This is a genomic window from Streptomyces sp. H27-C3 (assembly GCF_030063415.1).
Classification (GTDB): Bacteria; Actinomycetota; Actinomycetes; order Streptomycetales; family Streptomycetaceae; genus Streptomyces.
Map to the genome: position 1 here is coordinate 27,600 of NZ_JASITA010000003.1, position 23,664 is coordinate 51,263.

At 70.4% G+C, this 23,664-nt stretch carries 17 protein-coding genes; 10 read left to right on the forward strand and 7 right to left on the reverse strand.

The window, feature by feature from the left end; all coding sequences use genetic code 11:
• Positions 1-188 precede the first annotated feature (188 nt).
• Positions 189-617 carry a pyridoxamine 5'-phosphate oxidase family protein gene (locus tag QMK30_RS03455; RefSeq protein WP_283515633.1) on the reverse strand — a complete coding sequence of 143 codons (429 nt, stop codon included), beginning with the start codon at positions 615-617 and terminating at the stop codon, positions 189-191.
• 79 nt (positions 618-696) lie between these two features.
• Complete coding sequence (locus tag QMK30_RS03460) at positions 697-1,353, reverse strand: TetR/AcrR family transcriptional regulator (RefSeq protein WP_283515634.1); 657 nt, start codon at positions 1,351-1,353, stop codon at positions 697-699.
• Between the two features lie 132 nt (positions 1,354-1,485).
• On the opposite strand from QMK30_RS03460, the gene QMK30_RS03465 reads away from it, so the two are divergent.
• From QMK30_RS03465 to QMK30_RS03505, 9 genes are all read left to right on the forward strand, one after another.
• Positions 1,486-3,138: an MFS transporter gene (locus tag QMK30_RS03465; RefSeq protein ID WP_502963060.1), complete on the forward strand. Its 1,653-nt coding sequence runs from the start codon at positions 1,486-1,488 to the stop codon at positions 3,136-3,138.
• Positions 3,139-3,259: 121 nt separating this feature from the next.
• Entirely contained in the window at positions 3,260-4,609 is a 1,350-nt protein-coding gene (locus QMK30_RS03470; protein WP_283515636.1) for an SUKH-4 family immunity protein, read from the forward strand.
• A 31-nt stretch (positions 4,610-4,640) separates the two neighbouring features.
• Positions 4,641-4,886, forward strand: coding sequence for an ANTAR domain-containing protein (locus tag QMK30_RS03475; protein WP_283515637.1), 246 nt, complete (start codon positions 4,641-4,643; stop codon positions 4,884-4,886).
• A gap of 176 nt (positions 4,887-5,062) precedes the next feature.
• Complete coding sequence (locus tag QMK30_RS03480) at positions 5,063-5,419, forward strand: STAS domain-containing protein (protein ID WP_283515638.1); 357 nt, start codon at positions 5,063-5,065, stop codon at positions 5,417-5,419.
• 28 nt (positions 5,420-5,447) lie between these two features.
• Complete coding sequence (locus tag QMK30_RS03485; protein ID WP_283515639.1) at positions 5,448-5,852, forward strand: MerR family transcriptional regulator; 405 nt, start codon at positions 5,448-5,450, stop codon at positions 5,850-5,852.
• Positions 5,853-5,924: 72 nt separating this feature from the next.
• Positions 5,925-6,275: a thioredoxin gene (gene trxA, locus QMK30_RS03490; protein WP_283515640.1), complete on the forward strand. Its 351-nt coding sequence runs from the start codon at positions 5,925-5,927 to the stop codon at positions 6,273-6,275.
• 134 nt (positions 6,276-6,409) lie between these two features.
• On the forward strand, positions 6,410-6,853 hold the full coding sequence (locus tag QMK30_RS03495) for a flavodoxin family protein (protein ID WP_283515641.1): 444 nt from the start codon (positions 6,410-6,412) through the stop codon (positions 6,851-6,853).
• A gap of 59 nt (positions 6,854-6,912) precedes the next feature.
• Entirely contained in the window at positions 6,913-7,527 is a 615-nt protein-coding gene (locus tag QMK30_RS03500; protein WP_283515642.1) for a transposase family protein, read from the forward strand.
• 332 nt (positions 7,528-7,859) lie between these two features.
• Positions 7,860-10,118: a HelD family protein gene (locus tag QMK30_RS03505; protein ID WP_283515643.1), complete on the forward strand. Its 2,259-nt coding sequence runs from the start codon at positions 7,860-7,862 to the stop codon at positions 10,116-10,118.
• Positions 10,119-10,130: 12 nt separating this feature from the next.
• Here the strand turns inward: QMK30_RS03505 and glgB are convergent, their stop codons facing one another.
• The 4 genes from glgB to QMK30_RS03525 form a co-directional block, all read right to left on the reverse strand.
• The gene (glgB, locus tag QMK30_RS03510; protein WP_502963061.1) at positions 10,131-12,623 is read right to left on the reverse strand and encodes a 1,4-alpha-glucan branching enzyme; all 2,493 of its coding nucleotides are present in this window, start codon (positions 12,621-12,623) and stop codon (positions 10,131-10,133) included.
• A 151-nt stretch (positions 12,624-12,774) separates the two neighbouring features.
• Positions 12,775-14,334 carry a maltokinase N-terminal cap-like domain-containing protein gene (locus QMK30_RS03515; protein ID WP_283515645.1) on the reverse strand — a complete coding sequence of 520 codons (1,560 nt, stop codon included), beginning with the start codon at positions 14,332-14,334 and terminating at the stop codon, positions 12,775-12,777.
• A 200-nt stretch (positions 14,335-14,534) separates the two neighbouring features.
• Positions 14,535-16,256, reverse strand: a complete 1,722-nt coding sequence (gene treS / locus QMK30_RS03520; RefSeq protein WP_283515646.1) for a maltose alpha-D-glucosyltransferase — start codon at positions 16,254-16,256, stop codon at positions 14,535-14,537.
• The gene (locus QMK30_RS03525) at positions 16,253-18,241 is read right to left on the reverse strand and encodes an alpha-1,4-glucan--maltose-1-phosphate maltosyltransferase (RefSeq protein ID WP_283515647.1); all 1,989 of its coding nucleotides are present in this window, start codon (positions 18,239-18,241) and stop codon (positions 16,253-16,255) included. Before QMK30_RS03525 ends, treS begins: the two co-directional genes overlap by 4 nt.
• Positions 18,242-18,754: 513 nt before the next feature.
• On the opposite strand from QMK30_RS03525, the gene glgP reads away from it, so the two are divergent.
• Entirely contained in the window at positions 18,755-21,391 is a 2,637-nt protein-coding gene (glgP, locus tag QMK30_RS03530) for an alpha-glucan family phosphorylase (RefSeq protein WP_283515648.1), read from the forward strand.
• Positions 21,392-21,495: 104 nt separating this feature from the next.
• Here the strand turns inward: glgP and QMK30_RS03535 are convergent, their stop codons facing one another.
• Complete coding sequence (locus QMK30_RS03535) at positions 21,496-23,523, reverse strand: M4 family metallopeptidase (protein WP_283515649.1); 2,028 nt, start codon at positions 23,521-23,523, stop codon at positions 21,496-21,498.
• Positions 23,524-23,664 lie beyond the last annotated feature (141 nt).

A 23,664-nucleotide genomic window follows, 5' to 3' on the forward strand; every position in this document is an offset into this window, starting at 1 on the left:
GGAACTGGGGCGGCCCGCCTAGGGGGTGTCGTGGGGGGGGGGGGCGGGCCCCCACCCCGCGCTTCCGGGGCATCGCCCGCCGGACGGGCGGTGGACCCGGGGGGCGCGCTCAGGGGCTGTGCTCAGGGGATGTCCGGCGGATCCCCCTGGGCTCCGGTCTCTGAGCCACGCCCCTTCGCCCCCGGCCTCTACGCCTCGCCGAGGTCCGAACTGACCCAGCGCTGCGGCCGCATGTGGATGACGACCTGATCGCCGTGCTCCTTCCACGCGAAGTCGACGTAACCCTCGACCTTCTGGGCGGCCAGGTAGCGGCTGGACATCTCCACCAACTGCTCGCGCGTCGCGGGGACCGTCTCGGTGACGGGACCCTCGACGGAGACATACCGGACCGTGGGCTCGACGCGGTCGACCATCAGGCAGAACCGGCCCGACTCGGCGATCAGCCTGCCCTTGCGGGAATCGCGCCCCGTCATGATCCAGATGTCGCCGCCCGGTGCGTACTGGTACCAGATCGGCACGGTGAGGGGAGCGCGTCCGTCCTCTCCCGCGTCCACGGCCAGCGCCGCGATATGGGGCTCGGCCAGAAACTGCTCACGCTCTTCACGGCTCAAAGCCACGGGTGACTCCCTCGTGTTCCGTTCGTGTCTCTGTGTGGTGCCACCCCCACCGTAATCGCGGGGTCGGACACCCGCCGTCCTACTTGCGCGGCTCCGCCCGGAGCCCGGCCACGATCGCCCGCGCCCGCGCGGTGGGAACGCCTGCCGACAGCAGCGCGGTCGAGGCCGCGGCCCGGCCCGCGTCGGCCGGGTCCAGTGCCCCCTCGTTCACCGCCTCCATCAGGCCGAAGAGCGTCTGCTCGTGCACGTAGGCGAGCGCGGCCGGGGGGAGCGGGGAGTCGAACACGCCCTGATCCACGCCGTGTTGGAGCAGTTCGACGCAGTCCATGCGGACCGGTGCGAGGCGTTGTTTGATGCCCGCCATCGTGACGCTGCGCTGGGCGAGTGCGACCAGCAGGCGGTAGCCGTCGGCGATCTGCCAGACCGCGAAAGTGGCGCGGGCCAGCGCCTGCGCGGGGTCGGTGACCCCCTGGCGGCCGACCCGGTGCGCGTCGGCGACGGCCGCCGCCGCGCTGTCCACGAGCGCCGCGATGAGCGTCTCGCGGCTCGGGAAGTGCCCGTACACCGTCCTGCGTACGACGCCGGCGGCGCGCGCGATCTGGTCCATGGAGGCGTCCGGATCGCGCAGCAGTTCCGCGAGCGCGACATCCAGGATGCGGCGGCGGTTGGCATCGGCCCTGCTGCCGCTCGGCGGCTTCTCGCCCTGCTCGGCGCGTACGCGGTTACCGGGGGTCATGCCGTCCATTTTGCACATGGCCGTGCAGTCGCCTAAATTGCACACTGTTGTGTAATTGCACAGTCATGTGCAAGATCGTGGAAGGAAGGTGTGGTCGCCGTGCGTTTGATCGCGAACCAGCCGGTGGACGAGATGGATCAGCCGTACCGGCGGCGCTGGTGGGCGCTGCTCGTCCTGTGTCTGAGTCTGCTGATCATCGTGATGGCGAACACGGCCCTGACGGTCGCCGCCCCCGACATGACCAAGGACCTCGGGCTCAGCAGCTCCGACCTGCAGTGGGTCATCGACGGCTACACCGTTCCGTACGCCGCGCTGATGCTGCTGCTCGGCGCGATCGGCGACAAGTACAGCCGGCGCGGAGCTCTTGTCCTCGGGCTTGTCGTCTTCGGCGGCGGAGCGGTCGCGGGGTCGCTGGTGGACAGCTCCACCGGTGTCATCGCGGCCCGCGCGGTCATGGGCGTCGGCGCCGCGATGATCATGCCTGCCACCCTCTCGCTGCTCGCCGCGACCTTCCCGCGCGCCGAACGCGCCAAGGCGATCGTGCTGTGGACGGCGACCGCCGGACTGGCCATCGCCGCGGGCCCGCTGGTCGCGGGCGCGCTCCTGGAGGACCACGGTTGGGCCTCGACCTTCCTGATCAACGTGCCGGTCGTGATCCTCGCGATCATCGGTACGTACGTCCTGGTGCCGCCCTCCAGGGCGGCGCGGCACGGCCGGATCGACTACGTCGGCGGACTGCTGTCCGTCGTCTGGGTCGCCGCCCTCGTCTACATGATCATCCAGGGCCCGCACTTCGGCTGGGGAGCTTCGGCCATCAGCGCCGCCGTGGTCGCCGCTGTCGGCCTGGTGCTGTTCGTCGGCTGGGAACTGCGCCACCCGCGGCCCGTCCTGAACGTGCGCCGCTTCCTCGACCGCGGCTTCGCCGGCTCCAACCTCGCCGTCGCCCTCTTCTTCCTCGCGGTCTTCGGCGCCTTCTACTACCTGACCCAGCACCTCCAGTTCGTGCTCGGCTACAACCCCTTCGAGACCGGCGTACGGATGTTGCCACTGGCCGGCGCCGTCTTCGTCGGCTCCGCGCTGACCGGGTTCCTCACCCCGCGCCTCGGCATGAAGGTCACGGTCACCGCCGGCATGATCGGCGGCACGGTCGCCCTGGCCCTGCTCACCCGCATCGACGCGGGCTCGGCGTACGGGGACTTCGTCGCGCCCCTGGTCATCCTCGGCCTCGCCATCGGGCTGTCCCTGTCGCCCTGCACCGACGCCATCATGGGCGCCTTCCCCGAGTCCGAACTGGGCGTCGGAGGCGCGGTCAACGACACTTCCCTCGAACTCGGCGGCTCGCTCGGCATCGCCATCCTCGGCTCGGTGCTCGCCGGTTCGTACTCCTCGCACCTCGCGGACGCCACGACCGGCACCAAGCTGCCCGGTGACGCGCTGAACACCGCCCAGGACTCGGTCGGCGCCGGTTACGCCGTCGCGCAAGGCATCGGGGAGCAGGCCAAGCAGCTCGCGGGACAGGCTGCGAAGGCCGGCACGCCCGAACAGGCGGCGCAGCTCAAGGGCCAGGCGGAACAACTCTCCCAGGGTGCGCACCAGATGGCCGACGCGGTCGGCGGAGCCTTCTCCGACGCGGTCGCCCATACCAGCCTGGTCGGCGCCGCGATCCTCGGCGTGGGCACGGTGCTGGTCGCGGTACTGCTGCCGCGCCGCGCCGAGCGGGCCGGTACGGATGTGGAGGAAGCGGCTCCGGAAGCGGAGTTGGTGGGTTCGGCCACTCCCCGCTGACCGGGGGGACACCCCCTCCCGACGACCGGGGGGCCACCCCTCGCCGACCGTGCGGGCCCGCACGGTCGGCGGCGCGGGCCCGCACGCCCGGGTGTCAGTGCCGGGTGCCAGGATGATCTCCATGAGCACACAGGGGACTCGGGGCACTCAGGGCAATCGGGGCACGTACGACCGCGGGGCCGAGCGGGAGTTGGACGCGGTGCTGGCCGATCCCGACGCGCTGCTGCACGCGGACCGGGACGACATCAGGGAGCGCCTGTCGTCGGACCTGCGGTACACGGGGCCGGCCGAGGACGGGCGGGCCGTTTTCCGGCAGGCCGAGGCGATATTCGGCACTGAGGACGTGTCGCGCGCGGAGTTCGCCTCCTGGCTGCACTTCGCCGCCGCCGTCCTCGACCGTACGGCTTACGCGGAGCGGATCGTGGCCGCGGAGCCCGACATGCCGTGGAGCACGGAGTGGACCTGGTGGCGCCCGGTGGGCCACTACCGGGCGCACCCCAACCTGAGCGGCGACTGCGGCACCGACCAGCTGCTTTACCGGGGGCAGCCGTTGCTCCAGGTCGACGGGCAGTGGTGCGACGACCGGTGGTTCGACCTGAGGACCGGCGAGCCGGTCCCCGCGCCGCCCGAGGACGAGATCCGGGAGTACAGCCCAGGCCGCGACGCCGAAGCCGTCCTGCCCGTCCTCTTCGACACGGACGCCGGCGCCCCGGCCCTGTCCGTGCCGCCCACCTGGGAGTACGCGGAACCGCTTGATGCCGAGGGGCGCTATCTCATCGAGGAGGCGCGTGGCATCGCCGTGCTGCGAATCAACAGCGAGGCGCTGGAGGGCTGGCCGACGGGCGGCGCGTCCTACGAGTCGGCCGAGGAGGGCGGCGTCGACCTCGACCCCTCGCCCGACCTGGACCCGCCGCTCACCGCCGCGCGGATGAACGACACATTCGAAGCGGACGGGGTGCTGCGCATCCCGGACCGGGATCTGCCCGAGGCCCTGGAACACCGGCCGACCCGTGTCTTCCTGACCGAGGTCGGGATACCCGTCTGGTGGGCGGGCGGCGTCACCGCGTTCAGCGCGGCCCGGACCGTCGAACCGCTGGCTACGGACCCGGAGCTGATGGTCGTCGGGACCTTCGAGCTGCGCCCCGGCGAGGACGGCGTGGTCTGCGTGCACCACACCACCGGGGTCGTTCACCTCCAGCACTCCGGGGCGTACGGCGCCGAGGCGGGTCGGCCCGACCCGGTTTTCTACTTCGCGCGCGACGTCGAGACATTCACGCTGTTCCTGGAGAACATGCGTCGCTACATGGGCGCGAGTTGGGACCCGTACGAGGACGAGACGGGCGCGGAATTCGAGTACGAGGACCGTATGGAGGACCTGGATCCACGGGCGTTCACCGCCGACGCGCCGTCCCGGGAAGTCTGGAAACACATCTTCGCCACGGTCACCGACTTGAGCGTCCACGGCTACTGACGCGGATGAAGTAGTCCTGCGTTCACGGACGTTGAGGCTGGCCCTGACCCACTCGCTGGCGCTGCGGGACCCGACGGAATCGGCCGAGAGCCTGCGGACGGCACTGACCAGCCGGGTCAGGAGCGAGCAGGCCAAGGGGATGCTGGCCGCCCACTGGGACGTACACCCGGATGTCGCGTTCCAGCCCCTGCGCGCCTACGCGCGCTCCCGGCAGCGCAAGCTCTACGAGGTGGCCCATGACATTGTCGAGCGGCGACTGGATTTACCCCGGAATTAATGGACTCGCCACATTGAAGTCAAGGGCAATCGCATTCATTCACCCTTACGGGTCGCCCTTGAGTGCGTAATCGATTCTGCTGACCGCGCGGGGACTAGCTTCGTGACGACCATCCCAGACCCTGGTGTGTCACTTCGAAAAGTGCAGAGTGGCGGAGAACCTGGGGGTGAGGGGTCGTGTCAGAGCCTGTTGTGCACGAGCTGATTCGTACGAGTGTGGTCGGAGGCAGCTTGGTCCTGGCGCTTGCCGGGGACTTGGATCTCCATGCGTCGCTCAGGGTCTCCCCACGGGTGAGCGAGGCCGTCCGGGCCGCCGGGGGGCCGGTGGTCATCGATCTGCGCGAGGTCACCTTCGTCGATTGCAGCGGCCTTGAGCTACTGCTCCAGATCCGCCGCGCGGTCCTCGCCCGGGGCGGCACCGTGCGGATCCTGTCGCCGCACCCCTCACTGCTGCGCATCCTGCGCTATCTGATCCTGGACGACCCCTTCGAGATCGTCGGGCAGATGAGCGGCGAGTTCAGCGACTGGCCTTGACCCCGACGTCAAGGATTACGGTCGAGGCATGCGAATCGGCGAGCTTGCGGACCGGGCCGGGACAACCACCCGGACGTTGCGTTACTACGAGTCGCGCGGGCTGCTGCCCGCGCGGCGAGCGGTCAATGGCTACCGCACGTACGACGAGAACGACCTGCGGCTCCTCCAGCAGATCCGGACCCTTCAGGATTTCGGGTTCGAGCTGGAGGAGACCCGCCCGTTCGTGGACTGCCTGCGGGCCGGGCACCCGGCGGGCGACTCGTGCCCGGCCTCACTGGCGGTCTACCGGCGCAAGCTCACCGACCTGGACACGTTGATCGGCCAGTTGCAGGCCGTGCGCGCCCAGGTCGGCGACCAGCTCGCCCGGGCCGAGCTGGAGGCCGAGGCGCAGGAGCCGGGCGGCCCCGAGCCCCGGTGCGAACTCACGCACTGACCGATTCGCGACCGACAGCACCGACAGCACCGACAGCACCGACAACACCGACAACTACAGGGGAGTGCAGCGATGGCGCATGCGATGGGTGTGGACGCGGTGACGGACGCGACCTTCGAGAACGACGTACTGAAGTCGGGCGGGCCCGTACTGGTGGAGTTCACGGCGGACTGGTGCGGCCCGTGCCGGCAGATCGCGCCGGTGCTGAGCGCGGTGGCCCGCGAACAGGCCGGCCACCTCAAGGTCGTCCAGCTGGATGTGGACGTCAACCCCGAGACGACGCTGCGCTACGGGGTGCTCTCGATGCCGACGCTCATGGTCTTCCGGGACGGTGAGCCGGTACGGCAGCTGGTCGGGGCCCGCCCCAAGCGCAAGCTCCTGGCGGAACTTGAGGACGTGGTCGCGCTCGCGGCGGCCGACTAATGGGCTGTCCCGCGATGAATCGAGGGGCAGCCCATTACGCGATCTTGCGGGCGCGTCCCTCGTCCCGTTGACAAACCCGACGATCACCGTGTATTCGGAGGTGGCAGGCGGGACAGCAGCGGAGGGAGTACACGATGGGTAAGGCCCTGATCATCTGCGCGTCGGTGTCGCACGGCAATACGCGCAGGGTCGCCGAGTTGATGGGGGAGTTGTTGGGGGCGCCGGTGGTGGAGCCGGAAGAGGTCGACAGTACGGAGGGTTACGACCTCATCGGCTTCGGCTCGGGGATCTTCTTGCAGAAGTTCCACCCGCGTCTGCGCGAGTTCGTCTCCTCGCTCCCGCGGCAGCAGGGGCGGGCGTTCGTGTTCGCAACGAGCGGTCTTCCCGCGCCTCGTTTCGGCCCGATGGTGCGACTGTTGGAGGGTAAGGGCTTCGAGGTGGAAGACACGTTCTCTTGCCGTGGCTTCGACACCTGGGCGCCGTTCAAGCTGGTCGGTGGGATCCGCAAGGGGCGGCCGGACAACAGAGATCTCGCGGCGGCGCGGTCGTTCGCAAAGGGGTTGAAGCACGCCGCTTAGGGAGCGTGGGTCGGTCGCCGGTCGGCCCGTTACACGACGAGGGCCGCGCGGGTTCCGACGTGTTCGCCTACGCCGAAGCGGAGGACGTCACGTTGCGGATCGACGGGATGGAGACCCAGGTCCGCCGCCCGCAAGCGGGCAGGCCGGGCCGGCGGGCCTTCGTCTCCGGCAAGCGCAGGCAGAACACCATCAAGACGACCACGATCAGCGACCACCAGGGCCGCACTCTGTGGTCTGGGGCCGAGCGGCCCGGCCGCATGCACGACCAGACCGCCATGCGCACCGAGGGCATCGCCGAGCAGTTCCACCAGCACCCCGGCGTGAAAGCCGAGGTCGACGACGGATACCGGGGCCTGGCGAACGAGTTTCACCGCCAGGTCTCGGCCCCGCCGAAGAAACCGAAGAGCGTTACGGACCCGGCCGACGGGCCACTCACCGAGTATTACGGCTGGCGCGAGCACAAACGCCGCCAGTCCTCCCGCCGGATCTGCGTCGAGCACGCCAACGCCGAAGTACGCCAGTGGCGCCCGCTCCAGCGATACACCGGCCGCCGCGAGACCTATGGCGAAACGCACCGGGCCATCGCCGCCCTCGTCTCCGACCGCGCCGCCCAGCGGCCCACCCTGCACAAGCCGGGCACCGACCTCGTGCCCGTCCGCGTGACCGCCTGCTGAATCACCCAGCACCCCCCCAGCCCAGCACATCCCGTGATCAATCGCGGGACAGCACGTAAGGACCCGCAGACAATTAACCTGCGGGTTTCAGGACTTGACCTCGCAGGTCAGCGAGCCGCTCGCCCGCATGCTGTTCTTCTGCGAGCCCTAGGGGAGAGTCCTCCGGACCGGTCGGGAGTGGCCCGACGCCAAAGGAAATACCCCGGGTGAATTGACACCCGGGGTATTTCTCTGCGTATATTTGACGCTTCCATGACTGGATAAAGAAAGGTCATGGAGAAACTTTATGGCCACAGTCTAACCGGGTGGGAGCTGAATTGTCAACCGAGGAATTGCAGAATGAACAGCAATTCATTCACCGGCTGTACGAGCGCCTTGACGCGCTCCGTGCGCAGGCCGAGACCGCCGTGCGGGGGGCCTTCGGCCAGACCGGCAACGGGCAGCAGGCGCGGGTGGAGCGCGAGGTGACCGCCATCGAGCGGAGCGCCGCGCTGGCCGCGCTGAATTCCGTGGACTCCGGTCTGTGTTTCGGCCGCCTCGACTTCAAGGACGGCAGCCACCGTCACATCGGCCGCATCGGAATCCGCGAGGACGACCCGGGCCGCACGCCTCTTCTCATCGACTGGCGGGCCCCCGTCGCGCGCCCCTTCTATCTCGCCACGGGACACCGGCCGATGGGGCTGCGCCGCCGCCGTCACCTCACCACCCTGGGCCGTGAGGTCACCGCGCTCCACGACGAGATCCTCGACCTCGGTGACACCGCGCGCACCGGCCACGAGGACCCGGCAGGTGACGCCGTGCTGCTCGCTGCCCTCGGCGCCGCCCGCACCGGCCGCATGGCCGACATCGTGCAGACCATCCAGGCCGAGCAGGACCGCATCATCCGCGCCCCGCACCAGGGCGTCCTCGTCGTCGAGGGCGGCCCCGGCACCGGCAAGACCGCCGTCGCACTGCACCGCGCCGCGTACCTCCTGTACGCGTACCGCGAGCAGCTGGCCCGCCGCGCCGTCCTGATCGTCGGGCCCAACCCGGCCTTCCTCGGGTACATCGGCGAGGTGCTGCCCTCGCTGGGGGAGACCGGCGTGCTCCTCGCCACCCCCGGGGAGCTCTTCCCCGGCGTACGGGCCACCGCCTCCGACACCCCGGCGGCGGCCGTGGTCAAGGGCCGCGCCACCATGGCGGACGCGCTGGCCAACGCCGTGCGTGACCGGCAGCAGGCACCCGAAACGGCCGTGGAGATCGCGTACGAGGACGGGACGCTGCCGCTGTCCCTGGAGCGGGCCATGGCGGAGGACGCCCGCGCCCATGCCCGCGCCACCGGTCTGCCGCACAATCTGGCCAGGCCGCACTTCACCCGCTTCGTGCTCGACGCCCTCACCGCCCAGCTGGCCGAACGGATCGGCGCCGACCCCTACGGCGGCCCCAACCTCCTGGACGCCTCCGACATCGAGCAGCTCGGCAAGGAGATCGCCGGGGACGCCGAGGTGCACGCCGCGATCGACACGCTGTGGCCGTACCTCACTCCGCAGGATTTCATCACCGACTATCTGGCCGAGCCCACCCATCTTCCTTGCTCCGACGCTGAGTTGATCCGGCGCACCGGCAGCTCGCGGTGGACCACCGCAGACGTGCCGCTCCTCGACGAGGCCGCCGAGCTGCTCGGCGACGACGACATCGCCGCCCGCCGCGCCGCGGCCAGGGAGTACCAGGAGCGCGTCGCGTACGCCCGCGGGGTCCTGGACATGTCGTACGGCTCGCGCACCTTCGAGTTCGAGGGGGAGGAGTCCGAGGTCCTGGCCGCGCACGACATCATCGACGCCGAGCGGTTCGCCGACCGGCACGACGAGGAGGACCACCGCAGCGCCGCCGAACGCGCCGCGGCCGACCGCACCTGGGCCTTCGGCCACATCATCGTCGACGAGGCGCAGGAGCTGTCCGCGATGACCTGGCGGCTGCTGATGCGCCGCAGCCCGACCCGCTCGATGACCCTGGTCGGCGATCCCGCCCAGACCGGCGACGCGGCGGGCTGCGCGTCCTGGCAGGAGATCCTCGGCCCCTTCGTCGACGACCGCTGGGAACACAACCGCCTCGGCGTCAACTACCGCACGCCCGCCGAGATCATGGACACGGCGGCGGCCGTGATGCGCGCCGCCGACCCGTCCTTCGAGCCGCCGAGCTCGGTCCGCGCCACGGGAGTGCGCCCCTGGACGCTGGCCGCCGAACCGGACGCGCTGGTGCGGACGGTCGCCGAGAGCGCCGCCAAGTGCGCGAGCGAACTCGCGGGCGCCGCGGAGCACGGCGCGGGCGGGCGGCTTGCCGTCATCGCCCCGGCCACCCTGCTCCCGGCCCTCGCCGCGGCCCTCCCGGACGCCGCCCACGGCGAGGCGCCCGACCTCACCAGCCCCGTCGTCCTGCTCGACCCCCGGCAGGCGAAGGGCCTGGAGTTCGACACGGTGATCGTCGTCGAGCCGGAGGCCGTCCGCGCGGGGTCACCGCGCGGACTCAGCGACCTCTACGTCGCCCTCACCCGCGCCACTCAGCGCCTCGGCGTCGTCCACACGGGGACCCTGCCGGACGCGTGGGCGCGGTGAGCGGCGCGTGGCTCAGGTGGCCGGCCTCAGCCACACGGTCGCCAGCGGCGGCAGCGTCAGCTGAAGGCTCGCAGGCCGCCCGTGTGCGCCGACCGAATCCGGCTTGAGCGGCTCGGTGCGGTGCACGTCGCTGCCGCCGTACCTGGCCGCGTCCGTGTTCAGCACCTCGGTCCAGGCCGGCACGTCGTCGGGGACGCCGATCCGGTACTCGTGCCGGACGACCGGTGAGAAGTTGGAGACGGCCAGCAGCGGCGTCCCCTCGGCGTCGAAGCGCAGGAACGCGAAGACATTGTCCTCGGCGGCGTCACCCTCCACCCAGGCGAAGCCGTCCGGGACGGTGTCGCGCTCCCACAGGGCCGGCGTGGCCACGTACACCGTGTTGAGGTCGCGGACCAGGTCCCGCACACCCCGGTGCTCGGGCTCGGCCGCGTAGGAGGGGTCGAGCAGCCACCAGTCGGGTCCGTGCGCCTCCGACCACTCCGCGCCCTGGGCGAACTCCTGCCCCATGAAGAGGAGTTGCTTGCCCGGGTGCGCCCACATGAAGCCGAGATACGCGCGGTGGGTGGCGCGCTGCTGCCACCAGTCGCCCGGCATCTTGCTCACCAGTGAGCGCTTGCCGTGCACCACCTCGTCGTGCGAGATGGGCAGGACGTAGTTCTCGCTGTACGCGTAGACCATTGAGAAGGTCATCTCGTGGTGGTGGTACCTGCGGTGGATCGGCTCCTTGGCGACGTAGTCCAGCGAGTCGTGCATCCAGCCCATGTTCCACTTCATGCCGAAGCCGAGCCCGCCGAAACCGCCGGGGCCGATGTGGTGCGTCGCCCGGGTGACGCCGTCCCAGGCCGTCGACTCCTCCGCGATGGTGACGACACCGGGGGTGCGGCGGTAGACGGTGGCGTTCATCTCCTGCAGGAAGGCCACCGCGTCGAGGTTCTCCCGGCCGCCGTGCTCGTTCGGCGACCACTCGCCGTGCTCACGCGAGTAGTCGAGGTAGAGCATCGAGGCGACCGCGTCCACGCGCAGCCCGTCGATGTGGAACTCCTCGCACCAGTACGTCGCGTTGGCGACCAGGAAGTTACGGACCTCCGGGCGCCCGTAGTCGAATTCGAGGGTGCCCCAGTCCGGGTGGTCGGACCGCTGGGGGTCCTCGTGCTCGTACAGCGGACGGCCGTCGAACTCGGCGAGCGCCCAGGCGTCGCGCGGGAAGTGCGCGGGCACCCAGTCGACCAGTACCCCGATGCCCGCCCGGTGCAGCGCGTCGACGAGATACCGGAAGTCGTCGGGCGTGCCCATCCGGGATGTCGGTGCGTAGAGGCCGGTGACCTGGTAGCCCCAGGAGCCGCCGTAGGGGTGCTCGGCGACCGGCATCAGCTCGACGTGGGTGAAGCCCAGGTCCTGCACGTACGCGGGAAGCTGGCTGGCGAGCTGACGGTACGTCAAGCCTGGGCGCCAGGAAGACAGATGGATCTCGTAGGCGGAGAACGGCGCCTCGTGGAGCGGCCGTCGGGCGCGTGTCGCCATCCACTGCTCGTCGTGCCACACATGGTGCGAGGCCGTCACGATCGACGCGGTGGCGGGCGGCACCTCGGTGCGCCTGGCCATCGGGTCGGCGCGCAGGGTGTGGCTGCCGTCGGGGCGCATGATGTCGAACTTGTAGAGCGCGCCCTCGGCGACCCCCGGCACGAACAGCTCCCAGACGCCGGTGGCGCCCAGCGAGCGCATCGGATAAGCGGTGCCGTCCCAGTAGTTGAAGTCACCGGCGATACGCACACCGCGCGCGTTCGGCGCCCAGACGGTGAAGCGGGTGCCGGTCACCTCCTGGTGGACCATGGGCATCGCACCGAGCGCCCGCCACAGCTCCTCGTGGCGGCCCTCGCCGACGAGATGCAGATCGAGGTCGCCGAGCGCGGGCAGGAAGCGGAACGGGTCCTGCATCTCCAGCTCGTTGTCCGCGTACGTGACGAGCAGCGTGTACTCGGGGACGGAACTCAGCGGCAGCACACCGGAGAACAGCCCGTCACCGTCCCCAATGAGCTCGGCCCGCAGGCCGTCCGCGAGCACGGTGACGGCCGTCGCGTACGGCCGCAGTGCCCGAAAGCCGATGCCGCCGGGCGCCGGGTGGGCGCCGAGCACCCCGTGCGGATCGTGGTGCGAGCCGGTCAGCAGCCGCTCCCGCTCCCCGTCGTCGAGGGGCACGGCGGGCTGCACGCCGGGGCCGCCGCTCCGGGCGGGACCGGACTTCCCGGACTTCCCGGACTTCCCGGCCGCCTTGGCGGACTTGGCCGGCTTGGGCGACTTCTCCGGCTTGGAGGCCTTCGGCGGCTTCGGAGCCCTGGGCGGCTTCGCCACCTTCGCCACCTTCGCCACCTTCGGCTCCGGCCGCACCGGCGGCTCGTCCGACGGCGCGTCTGTCCCCCCGGGCACCGGCGTCCCCGGCTTGTCCTGCACCGCCTTCACATCGGAGTCGGGCGCGGGATGCGCGGCCCGGGGCCCGACCGGCTCCATCTCGTGCGAGGGCGCGGGCAGGAAGGCGGGCGGCGCGGGCGGCGGGCTCGGGGATTCGGCGGGCTTGCCGGGCTTGCGGGACGGACGGGGGGTCACTGGTGCGGCCTCCTCGGGAGGATCCGGTCGGGTGCGGTGGGCGGGCAGGGGTGAGTCATGTGCCGGTACCGGCCGTGCTGCCGGCCTCCGGACCCGCCGCCGGGGGCGGGTCCACGTCGGGCTTCACGTCCCGCTTCTCGGCGCGGGGCGCGACAGGGGAAGGGGCCGGGACCGGTTTCGCTTCGGCGGCCAGCCGGTGCACCGCCGCGAGCGGTACCGGCAGCCAGTCGGGCCGGTGCCGGGCCTCGTACAGCACCTCGTAGATCGCCTTGTCGGTCTCGTACGCCCGCAGCAGCTCCGGTTCCTCGCGCGGATCGGAGCCCGAGGCGTGCGCGTACCCCTCGCAGAACGCGGCGCGGCACCGCTCCGCCCAGCGCGGGGCCCACGGCTCGCAGGAACGGGCGGCGTAGTCGAAGGACCTGAGCATGCCCGCGACATCACGGACCACCGGCTGCGGCCGCCGCCGTTCGGTGAGGGGGCGCGCGGGTTCGCCCTCGAAGTCGATGACCGACCACTCGCCGTCCGGCGCCCGCAGGGCCTGCCCCAGGTGCAGATCGCCGTGCACCCGCTGCGCGGACCACTCCCGGCCGGCCCGGCCGAGCGCGGCGACCGCGTCGAAGGCGGTGCGCAGCGCCGGTACGTACGGGACGAGCGAGGGCACCGCCTGCGCCGCCGCGTCCAGGCGCTCGGTCATCGCGGCCGCCAGCAGCTCCGTCTGCTGCTCGCCCAGCGTCGTCGTCGGCAGGGCGTCGGCGAGCGCGGTGTGCACCTCGGCGGTGGCACGGCCCAGGGCCCACGCCTCGGTGGTGAAGTCGTCACCGGCCCTCAGCGAGCGCAGCGCGCGCTGCCAGCCGTCGTCGGAGCCGTACAGGAAGGGCTGGAGGACCCCCAGGGTGTAAGGCTCCTGCTGGTCCTCGGTGTTGGCGGCCTCGAACCAGGCGACGGGGGCGGGCACCCGGCCGCAGCCCTTGCGGGCCAGGGCGAGCGGCAGTTCCAGATCGGGGTTGAGACCCGGGTGGATCCGGCGGAAGACCTTGAGGATGTACGCATCGCCGTACACCAGCGAGGAGTTCGACTGCTCGGTGGTGAGCATCCGGGGGTTGAGTCCGGTCGGGAGGGGGACCGCGGGAACGCGCTGGAACCGCAGGGTGCCGGGCGTGCCGGGGGTGCGCAGCCGCTCAAGGAGCAGCTCGGCCAGGCGCGGGTCCTGGAGTGCCTCGTAGACGGTACGGCCGGCCAGCGGCCCGTCCTGGACGTGCCCGATGAGGGCCGGGGCCAGCGGGACCGGCAGGGTGGTCCGCACGCCGATGAGCAGCTGGTAGCAGTCGGCGACGGGCGGTGCCTGCGCGGACGGCACGGGCTGCTGGACCCGCACCAGGAGATGCAGCAGGCCGGGACCGGCGGCGGAGCCCATGGGCAGCAGCTCGGTGGCGGAGATCAGTGAGATGTCGGTGATCGGCCGGCCCTTGCCCGCGAACCAGCGCTGCCGGGGGAGCCATTCCCTCAGCAGGGGGATGAGGGAGGGGAGCAGGGCCGGTGATGGAGCCGCTGGGCCGGTGTGCGGCTCCGTGCTCCGGGTTGATGCCGTACTCCGGGTGGATGCAGCCTCCGACATGGCATCGCGTCCTTTCCCCGGGCACACCACAGGATCCGCAGAGTGTCCCGGATTGCGACCGTAGCTGTCCGGGCGGTGCGTGGGGTTCTCCCCGCGGCGAGCGCGGGGAGTGTCGGGTCAGGATGCTCCGTACGGACCCGATTATGAGGGGGAGAGTGCCCCGGGCGGGGCGGTGGAAACCGCTCCGCCCGGGTGGGACCTCAGGTGTGCTTCTTCAACAGCTGCGACGTGTCCTTGCGCAACCGGAACCAGTAGAAGCCGTGACCTGCGAGGGTCAGCAGATACGGCCATTCGCCGATGGGGGGGAAGCGCACCCCGCCGATCAGCTCCACCGGATGCCGTCCGTTGAAGGACTGCAGATCCAGCTCGGTGGGCTGCGCGAACCGCGAGAAGTTGTGCACGCACAGCACCAGGTCGTCCTTGTACTCCCGCAGGAACGCGAGCACCGCCGGGTTGGACGACGGCAGTTCGGTGTAGGAACCGAGGCCGAAGGCCGGATTCTGCTTACGGATCTCGATCATCCGCCGCGTCCAGTGCAGCAGCGAGGACGGCGAAGTCATCGCCGCCTCCACATTGGTGACCTGGTACCCGTAGACCGGGTCCATGATCGCCGGCAGCGAGAGCCTGGCCGGGTCGCAGGAGGAGAACCCCGCGTTGCGGTCCGGGGTCCACTGCATGGGCGTGCGGACGGCGTCCCGGTCGCCGAGCCAGATGTTGTCGCCCATGCCGATCTCGTCGCCGTAGTAGAGGATCGGCGAGCCCGGCAGCGACAGCAGAAGAGCAGTGAACAGCTCGATCTGATTGCGGTCGTTGTCGAGCAGCGGGGCGAGCCGCCGACGGATGCCGATGTTGGCCCGCATCCTCGGGTCCTTGGCGTACTCCGCGTACATGTAGTCGCGCTCTTCGTCCGTGACCATTTCGAGCGTCAGCTCGTCGTGGTTGCGCAGGAAGATGCCCCACTGGCAGTTGGACGGGATCGCCGGGGTCTTGGCGAGGACCTCCGAGACCGGATAGCGCGACTCGCGGCGCACGGCCATGAAGATGCGCGGCATCACGGGGAAGTGGAAGGCCATGTGGCACTCGTCGCCACCGGACTCGAAGTCGCCGAAGTAGTCGACGACATCCTCGGGCCACTGGTTGGCCTCGGCGAGCACCACGGTGTCCGGGTACGACGCGTCGATCTCGGCCCGCACCCGCTTGAGGAAGGCGTGGGCGCGCGGCAGGTTCTCGCAGTTCGTCCCCTCCTCCTGGTAGAGGTAGGGCACGGCGTCGAGGCGGAAACCGTCGATGCCCAGATCCAGCCAGAAGCGCAGGGCCGAGATCATCTCCTCCTGGACGGCCGGGTTCTCGTAGTTGAGATCCGGCTGGTGGGAGAAGAACCGGTGCCAGAAGTACTGCTTGCGGACCGGGTCGAACGTCCAGTTGGAGGTCTCCGTGTCGACGAAGATGATCCGGGCGTCCTGGAACTGCTTGTCGTCGTCGGCCCAGACGTAGTAGTCCCCGTAGGGGCCGTCCGGATCGGACCGTGACTCCTGGAACCACGGATGCTGGTCGCTCGTATGGTTCATGACGAAGTCGATGATCACGCGCATTCCGCGGTGGTGTGCGGCGTCGACGAATTCCACGAAGTCGGCGAGATCGCCGAACTCGGGGAGGACGGACGTGTAGTCCGAAACGTCGTAACCACCGTCACGCAGAGGTGACTTGAAGAACGGCGGCAGCCAGAGGCAGTCGACGCCCAGCCACTGGAGATAGTCCAGCTTGGCGGTAATGCCCTTGAGGTCGCCTACGCCGTCTCCATTGCTGTCCTGGAATGAGCGTACGAGCACTTCGTAGAAGACGGCGCGCTTGAACCACTGGGGATCGCGGTCCTTGGCGGGCGTGTCCTCGAATGTGTCCTGGACGGGCTCATTGACGATCATGATGTGGGTGACCCTCCGATCGGCGGGGACGGTCGCAGGGCGACGATGTGCGCGGGCGTACGGCCCGGATCGAGGCGCACATAGTTGGCCCTGCCCCAGTGATAGGTCTCGCCGGTGAGCTCGTCGCGCACCGGGACGGAATCAGGCCAGTCGAGGCCGAGTTCCGGCATGTCCAACGAGACCGTGGCCTCCTGGGTGTGGTGAGGGTCGAGGTTGACGACCACCACAACGATGTTCGATCCCGAGCGTTTCGAGTACGCGATGAGCGCGTCGTTGTCCGTGTGGTGAAAATGCAGGGAGCGCAGCTGCCGCAGGGCCGGGTGGCGGCGTCGCAGCCGGTTCAGCGTGGTGATCAGCGGGGCGATGGTTCGCCCCTCGCGTTCCGCCGACTCCCAGTCCCGTGTCCTGAGTTGGTACTTCTCCGAATCAAGGTACTCCTCACTGCCCGGCCGGGCAGGAGTGTGCTCGCACAGTTCGTAGCCCGCGTACATGCCCCAGGCCGGCGACAGCGTGGCGGCCAGCACGGCCCGCGCCTCGAACGCGGGACGGCCGCCGTCCTGGAGGTAGCCGTGCAGGATGTCCGGGGTGTTCACGAAGAAGTTCGGACGCATGTACGAGGCTGTCTCGCCGGCGAGCTCCGTGAGGTACTCGGTCAGTTCCTCCTTGGTGTTGCGCCAGGTGAAGTAGGTGTACGACTGCTGGAAGCCGATGGCGCCCAGGGTCCGCATCATCGCCGGGCGGGTGAAGGCCTCGGCCAGGAAGATCACGTCCGGGTCGGTGCCGTTGATGTCCGCGATCACCCGCTCCCAGAAGACCACCGGCTTGGTGTGCGGGTTGTCGACGCGGAACATCCGCACCCCGTGGCCCATCCAGAAGCGCAGCAGCCGCGTCGTCTCACTGATCAGGCCCGGCATGTCCGCGTCGAACGCGATCGGGTAGATGTCCTGGTACTTCTTCGGCGGGTTCTCGGCGTAGGCGATGGTGCCGTCCGCGCGGTGGTGGAACCACTCCGGGTGCTCGGTGACCCACGGATGGTCGGGCGAGCACTGCAGCGCGAAGTCCAGCGCGACCTCCATGCGCAGGTCACGGGCGCGCGCCACAAAGTGGTCGAAGTCCTCGAAGGTGCCGAGGTCGGGATGCAGCGCGTCGTGGCCGCCCTCGGCCGAACCGATGGCCCAGGGGACGCCGACGTCCGACGGGGACGCCGAGAGCGTATTGTTCGGCCCCTTGCGGAAGGTACGGCCAATGGGGTGCACCGGCGGCAGATAGATCACGTCGAAGCCCATCGCGGCGACGGCGGTCAGCCGCTCGGCCGCCGTCCGGAACGTGCCGCCGACCACGCTGCCGTCCTTCTCGGTACGGGCCCCCTCCGAGCGCGGGAAGAACTCGTACCAGGAGCCGTAGAGCGCCCGCTCGCGCTCGACCAGCAGGGGCATCGCCCGCGACGGCGTCACCAGTTCACGCAGCGGGTGGCGGCTCAGCGCGGCGTTGGTCTCCGGGGTGAGGGCCGCGGCCAGCCGGGCGGCGGCGGGCCGCGCGGTGTCGCGCAGCGCGTCCACGGCGGCCAGCACGCCCTCGCGGCCCTCGTCCTTGGGCACCCCGGAGGCGGCCCGCTCGTACAGCGCTGCGCCCTCGGTGAGAACCAGCTCGGTGTCGATACCGGCCGGGATCTTGATCTGGGCGTGGTGGCGCCAGGTCGACACCGGGTCGCTCCAGGCCTCGACGGTGTACGTCCAGTGGCCCTCGGCGTCCGGTGCGACCTCGGCGCCCCACCGGTCGGTGCCGGGGGCGAGCTCACGCATCGGGATACGCGGCCCGTCGCGGCCCGCCGGGTCCCGCAGGACCACCTGGGCGGCGACGGCGTCGTGGCCCTCGCGGAAAACGGTGGCGGTGATCTGGAACGCCTCACCTGCCACCGCCTTGGCCGGCCTTCTCCCGCAGTCGACTGCGGGGCGTACGTCCAGGACGGGAATGCGACCGATCATTGGCTCACCTGGGGGCAGGGCGGCCGTGGCTGACCGCGGCTCGCGTTTTCGGGACTTCTGCGGGTCTGTCCTATTTAGCTGCTCCGCTGACGGCTGACGGGCTGCGGGCATGACCGCTCCTGTCCACGTTCACTCGGGTGGACCGACTCAGATCGACTGAGGGTTCGATTGTGTGTGCGTACCGGGAGAGCCTTCCTCCCATAACGGGTGGGCAATCCGGTGCTGTGTTAACTACTGCCGCGTAATGACGGGCGAAAACAGGAAGCGGGTCGGCCGCGCCCGGAGGGCGGGCGATCCGGTGTTTCCCGTGGGTCCGGTGGGGCTGCGGGAGTGCTGCGCGGGCATATCCGCGTGCGCCGCCGCGACCGCGCGCGGGGGCGGTGGGTACCCGCAGGCCGCCCCGTGTGCGCCGTGGTGACGAACGGCGCACTGCCACTAACGTCGGGGATGAAGGAGGGGCGCACATCGCGGTGGGCCCCCTCGGATGTGTCCCTCCCCGTGAAGGTGGAACCCGTGAAGGCCATTCGTCGATTCACCGTCCGCCCCGTCCTCCCCGAATCCCTGCGACCACTCAGCGACCTCGCCCGCAATCTGCGCTGGTCCTGGCACACCGAGACCCGCGAGCTGTTCCAGGCCGTCGACCCCGAAGGCTGGGTGGCCGCGGGGGGCGATCCCGTACGGCTGCTCGGGACCGTGCCGTCCCGGCGACTGGCCGAGCTGGCCGGCGACCGGTGTTTTCTGCGCAGGCTGACCGAAGCATCCGACGACCTCGACGACTACCTGAACGGCAGCAGGTGGTACCAGAAACAGAACGACGAGGGAGCCGAACTCCCGGGCGCAGTGGCCTACTTCTCGCCCGAATTCGGGGTCACCGCCGCCCTGCCGCAATACTCGGGCGGCCTCGGCATCCTCGCCGGTGATCACCTGAAGGCCGCCAGTGACCTGGGGCTGCCGCTCATCGGCGTCGGACTGCTCTACCGGCACGGCTACTTCAGGCAGAGCCTGACCCGCGACGGCTGGCAGCAGGAGCACTACCCCGTGCTCGACCCCAACGAGCTGCCCGTCTCCCTCCTCAGGGAGCCCGACGGCACCCCCACCCAGGTCGTGCTCGCCCTGCCCGGCGGACGCTCGCTGCGCGCACACATCTGGCAGGCCCACGTCGGGCGCGTACCGCTGCTGATGCTCGACTCGGACGTCGAGGAGAACGCGGCGTCCGAGCGCGACGTGACCGACCGGCTGTACGGCGGGGGCAGCGAGCACCGGCTGCTCCAGGAGATGCTCCTCGGCATCGGCGGCGTCCGGGCGGTCCGGGCCTACTGCCGTCTCACCGGGCACGCCGAGCCCGAGGTCTTCCATACCAACGAGGGGCACGCCGGATTCCTCGGCCTGGAGCGCATCCGTGAACTCGGCGCCCAGGGGCTTGAGTTCGACGCGGCACTGGAGTCCGTACGGGCCGGGACCGTCTTCACGACGCACACCCCCGTACCGGCCGGCATCGACCGCTTCGACCGTGAGCTCGTCGCGCACCACTTCGGGGACCAGGGCGAGCTGCCCGGCCTCGACGTCGGAAGGATCCTCCAGCTCGGCATGGAGACCTACCCGGGCGGCGAGCCGAACCTCTTCAACATGGCGGTGATGGGGCTGCGGCTCGCGCAGCGCGCCAACGGCGTGTCCACGCTGCACGGCGCCGTCAGCCGCTCGATGTTCGCCGGTCTGTGGCCGGGCTTCGACCCCGAAGAGGTACCGATCACCTCGGTGACCAACGGCGTGCACGCGCCGACCTGGGTCGCACCCGAGGTCATCAGGCTCGGGGCACGCCAGAGCGGCCTGAGCCGCACCGAGGAGGCCCTGTCGGTGGGCGACTCGCAGCGCTGGGACGCCGTCGCCGACATCGCGGACACCGACATCTGGGACCTGCGGCGCACCCTGCGCGAGCAACTGGTCCAGGAGGTACGCGAGCGGCTGCGCGCGTCCTGGCGCCAGCGCGGCGCCGGGGAGGCGGAGCTCGGCTGGGTCGACGACGTCCTCGACCCGGGCGTCCTGACCATCGGATTCGCCCGGCGCGTCCCCTCGTACAAGCGCCTCACCCTGATGCTGCGCGACCGCGACCGCCTGATGGAGCTGCTGCTCCACCCGACGCGGCCCATCCAGATCGTGGTGGCGGGCAAGGCCCACCCGGCGGACGACGGCGGCAAGCGGCTCGTGCAGGAGCTGGTGCGGTTCTCGGACGACCCGCGGGTGCGCCACCGCGTCGTCTTCCTGCCCGACTACGGCATGCGGATGGCGCAGAAGCTCTACCCGGGCTGCGACGTGTGGCTGAACAACCCGCTGCGTCCACTGGAGGCGTGCGGGACAAGCGGGATGAAGGCGGCACTCAACGGCTGCCTCAACCTGTCGGTGCTCGACGGGTGGTGGGACGAGTGGTTCGAGCCGGACTTCGGCTGGGCCATCCCGACCGCCGACGGCGCGGCCACCGACGACGACCGCCGCGACGAGCTGGAGGCGAACGCGCTCTACGACCTGATCGAGCAGCGCGTCGCCCCGCGCTTCTACGACCGGGGACCCGGCGGGCTGCCCGACCGCTGGATCGAGATGGTCCGCCAGACGCTTGTCACGCTCGGCCCGAAGGTACTGGCCGGACGCATGGTGCGGGAGTACGTGGAGCGGCTGTACGCCCCGGCCGCCCACGCCCGCCGGTCCCTGGACCCGGACACCGCACGGGAGTTGGCGGTCTGGAAGGCCGGGGTGCGTACGGCGTGGCCGCAGGTCGCCGTCGACCACGTGGAGGCGCTGACGCCGACCGCCGTGAACGGCACCGCGGAGCTCGGCTCCACTCTCGCCCTGCGGGTTCGGGTGGCGCTCGGCGCGCTGGGGCCGGACGACGTGGAGGTGCAGGCGGTGGCGGGCCGGGTCGACCCGGACGACGCGATCGGCGAGGCCCATACCTTCCCGCTGAAGCCGAGGGGCGGACCGGACCTGGAGGGCCGCTGGGTGTACGAGGGCCCGCTCGTCCTGGACCGTACGGGCGCCTTCGGCTATACGGTCCGGATCCTCCCCGCACACCGTCTGCTGGCGACCCACGCGGACCTGGGCCTGGTCGCGGTGCCTTCGGAGACGACGGGGGAGGCGGCGGGGGTTCTGATGCGGTGATCGTGTGTGGGGGTTCCGGCTCCGGGACCCCCACACACGGGCAGTGCCCGGGGCTGGTGGCCCCGGGCACTGTGCGGATCAGTGGTTCGGACGCTGATGGTGCGTCAGAAGGTGATCTTCCAGCTGTTGATGTAGCCGGTGTCCTGCGCGGCGACGTCCTGGACCTTGAGCTTCCAGACGCCGTTCGCGGTCTCGGAGGACGCGTTGACCGTGTAGGTCTCGTTGACGTTGTCCGCCGAGTCGTTCGACGAGGACGGCTTCAGCCGGTAGGACGTTCCGTCCGGGGCGAGCAGATCGACGACCAGGTCACCGCGCCAGGTGTGCACGATGTTCACGGCGACCTTGAGGGTGGCCGGAGCGGCACCCGTCTTGGTGGAGGTGATCGAGGAGGTCACCGCGGCGCCGTTGTCCGGGATGGCGACGTCCACGAGGTTCTCGAAGGACGTGCCGGTGTCACCACCGGGGCGGCTTCCGACGTTGATGCCGGCCCACGCGTCCGCGACGGCCTTGTACTCGGCGCTGGTGGTGCCGTACAGCTCACCCGCGACCGCGAGGGTGCCGGTACGGGCGCCCGCGTAGTCGGTGCGCGTGTTGAACTTGGTGGTGAGCGCCTTGAACCAGATCTGCTGGGCCTTCGCACGGCCGATGCCGGTCACCGGCAGGCCGTCGGAGGTCGGCGAGTCGTAGTTGACGCCGTTGATGGTCTTGGTGCCGCTGCCCTCGGAGAGCAGGTAGAACCAGTGGTTCGCCGGGCCCGACGAGTAGTGGACGTCGATGCCGCCGATGCCCGAGTACCAGGCGTCCTTGGACGAGCCGTCCTTGCTCGGCTTGTCCATGTAGCGCAGCGGAGTGCCGTTGCCCCGGATGTCGATCTTCTCGCCGACCAGGTAGTCGCCGACGTCCTGTGGGTTGTTGGCGTTGAACTCGACGGCCGCCGCGAAGATGTCGGAGGTCGCCTCGTTCAGGCCGCCGGACTCACCGCTGTAGACCAGACCGGCGGTGTTGGAGGTGACGCCGTGCGTCATCTCGTGCGCCGCGACGTCGATCGAGGTCAGCGGCTTGGTGTTGCCCGCGCCGTCGCCGTACGTCATGCAGAAGCAGGCGTCCGACCAGAACGCGTTGACATACGCGTTGCCGTAGTGGACCCGCGAGTACGCGCCGACGCCGTCGCCCTTGATGCCGGTGCGGCCGTGCACGTTCTTGAAGTAGTCCCAGGTGAGACCCGCGCCGTAGGCGGCGTCGGCGCCCGCGGTCTCGGCGTTCTGCGGAGTGCCGTCACCCCAGACGTCGTCGGGGCCCGAGAAGAGGGTGCCGGTGCCCGAGGTGCCGCGGTTGAGGTTGTAGGTCTTGTGGTTGCCGCGGCCACCGTCGGTCAGGTTGAAGGTGGAGCCCGACTGGGTGGAGCCCACCGGCACCTGGCCGCTGTACTGGGTGTTGCCGGTGCCGTTCTCGATGGCCTGCCACTCGAACAGCTTCTTGCCGGTCGAGGCGTCGGTGACGACGTGCAGCTCGTTGGGGGTCTGGTCGTGCTGCAGGCCCCCGACGACCGTCTCGTACGCCAGCGTCGGCTTGCCGTCGGTCAGCCAGACGACCTTGCGCGGCGCCCGGCTGGCGTCGGCCTTGGTGGAGCCCTCCGCCTTGGCGGCGCTCAGCGCCTGCTTCTCGGCTGCCGCCGGGGCGACGTCCGCGGTGGTGTCGACGGCCTTCAGCTTGGCCTTCGACGCCTTGGTGACACCCTCGGTCTTCCCCGCCTTGGTCTCGGCGACGACGAGGTCGCCACCGAGGACCGGGAGTCCGTCGTAGGTGCGCTCGTAGCGTGTGTGGGTGGTGCCGTCACGGTCCTGGACGACATCACGTACGACCAGCTTCTCCTTGGCGCCGAGGCCGAGTTCCTTCGCGGTGGCCGCCTTGGTGGCGTTGGCCTCGCGTATCAACTCGGCGCGCTGTGCGGGGGAGAGCTTGGCGGGCAGAGCGCCCGGGTTGGGCTGTGCGGCCGCCTTGGTGGCAGCCCCCGAGTCGGGGCTGGCATGTGCGGCGCCGGCCTGAACGCCTACGGCGAGCAGGGCGGTGGCGGCGATGAGCGCGCCGGTAGCAGTGGCGCGGTTACGCCTGCGGGGGGTCGTGGGTCTCACGCGAACTCCATCTGCGAAGGAGGTACCGGACGACTGGGTGGGCCGGCCGGGCAGGGCAGCAGAACGGAAGAACAAACAGGCAGAGCGTCAGTACGAGCTACGTGCTGAGGTGCGAGTGATGCGTGGATCGGGGGAAGAGTG

Excerpts from the sequence above, each read along its gene's own strand:
- QMK30_RS03515 (WP_283515645.1), bottom strand. The coding sequence starts at position 14,334 with ATGTCGGAGGCTGCATCCACCCGGAGTACGGCATCAACCCGGAGCACG.
- QMK30_RS03495 (WP_283515641.1), top strand. The coding sequence starts at position 6,410 with ATGGGTAAGGCCCTGATCATCTGCGCGTCGGTGTCGCACGGCAATACG.
- trxA (WP_283515640.1), top strand. The coding sequence starts at position 5,925 with ATGGCGCATGCGATGGGTGTGGACGCGGTGACGGACGCGACCTTCGAG.
- QMK30_RS03465 (WP_502963060.1), top strand. The coding sequence starts at position 1,486 with ATGGATCAGCCGTACCGGCGGCGCTGGTGGGCGCTGCTCGTCCTGTGT.
- QMK30_RS03485 (WP_283515639.1), top strand. The coding sequence starts at position 5,448 with ATGCGAATCGGCGAGCTTGCGGACCGGGCCGGGACAACCACCCGGACG.
- glgB (WP_502963061.1), bottom strand. The coding sequence starts at position 12,623 with ATGGAGCCGGTCGGGCCCCGGGCCGCGCATCCCGCGCCCGACTCCGAT.
- QMK30_RS03460 (WP_283515634.1), bottom strand. The coding sequence starts at position 1,353 with ATGACCCCCGGTAACCGCGTACGCGCCGAGCAGGGCGAGAAGCCGCCG.
- treS (WP_283515646.1), bottom strand. The coding sequence starts at position 16,256 with ATGATCGTCAATGAGCCCGTCCAGGACACATTCGAGGACACGCCCGCC.
- QMK30_RS03470 (WP_283515636.1), top strand. The coding sequence starts at position 3,260 with ATGAGCACACAGGGGACTCGGGGCACTCAGGGCAATCGGGGCACGTAC.
- QMK30_RS03525 (WP_283515647.1), bottom strand. The coding sequence starts at position 18,241 with ATGATCGGTCGCATTCCCGTCCTGGACGTACGCCCCGCAGTCGACTGC.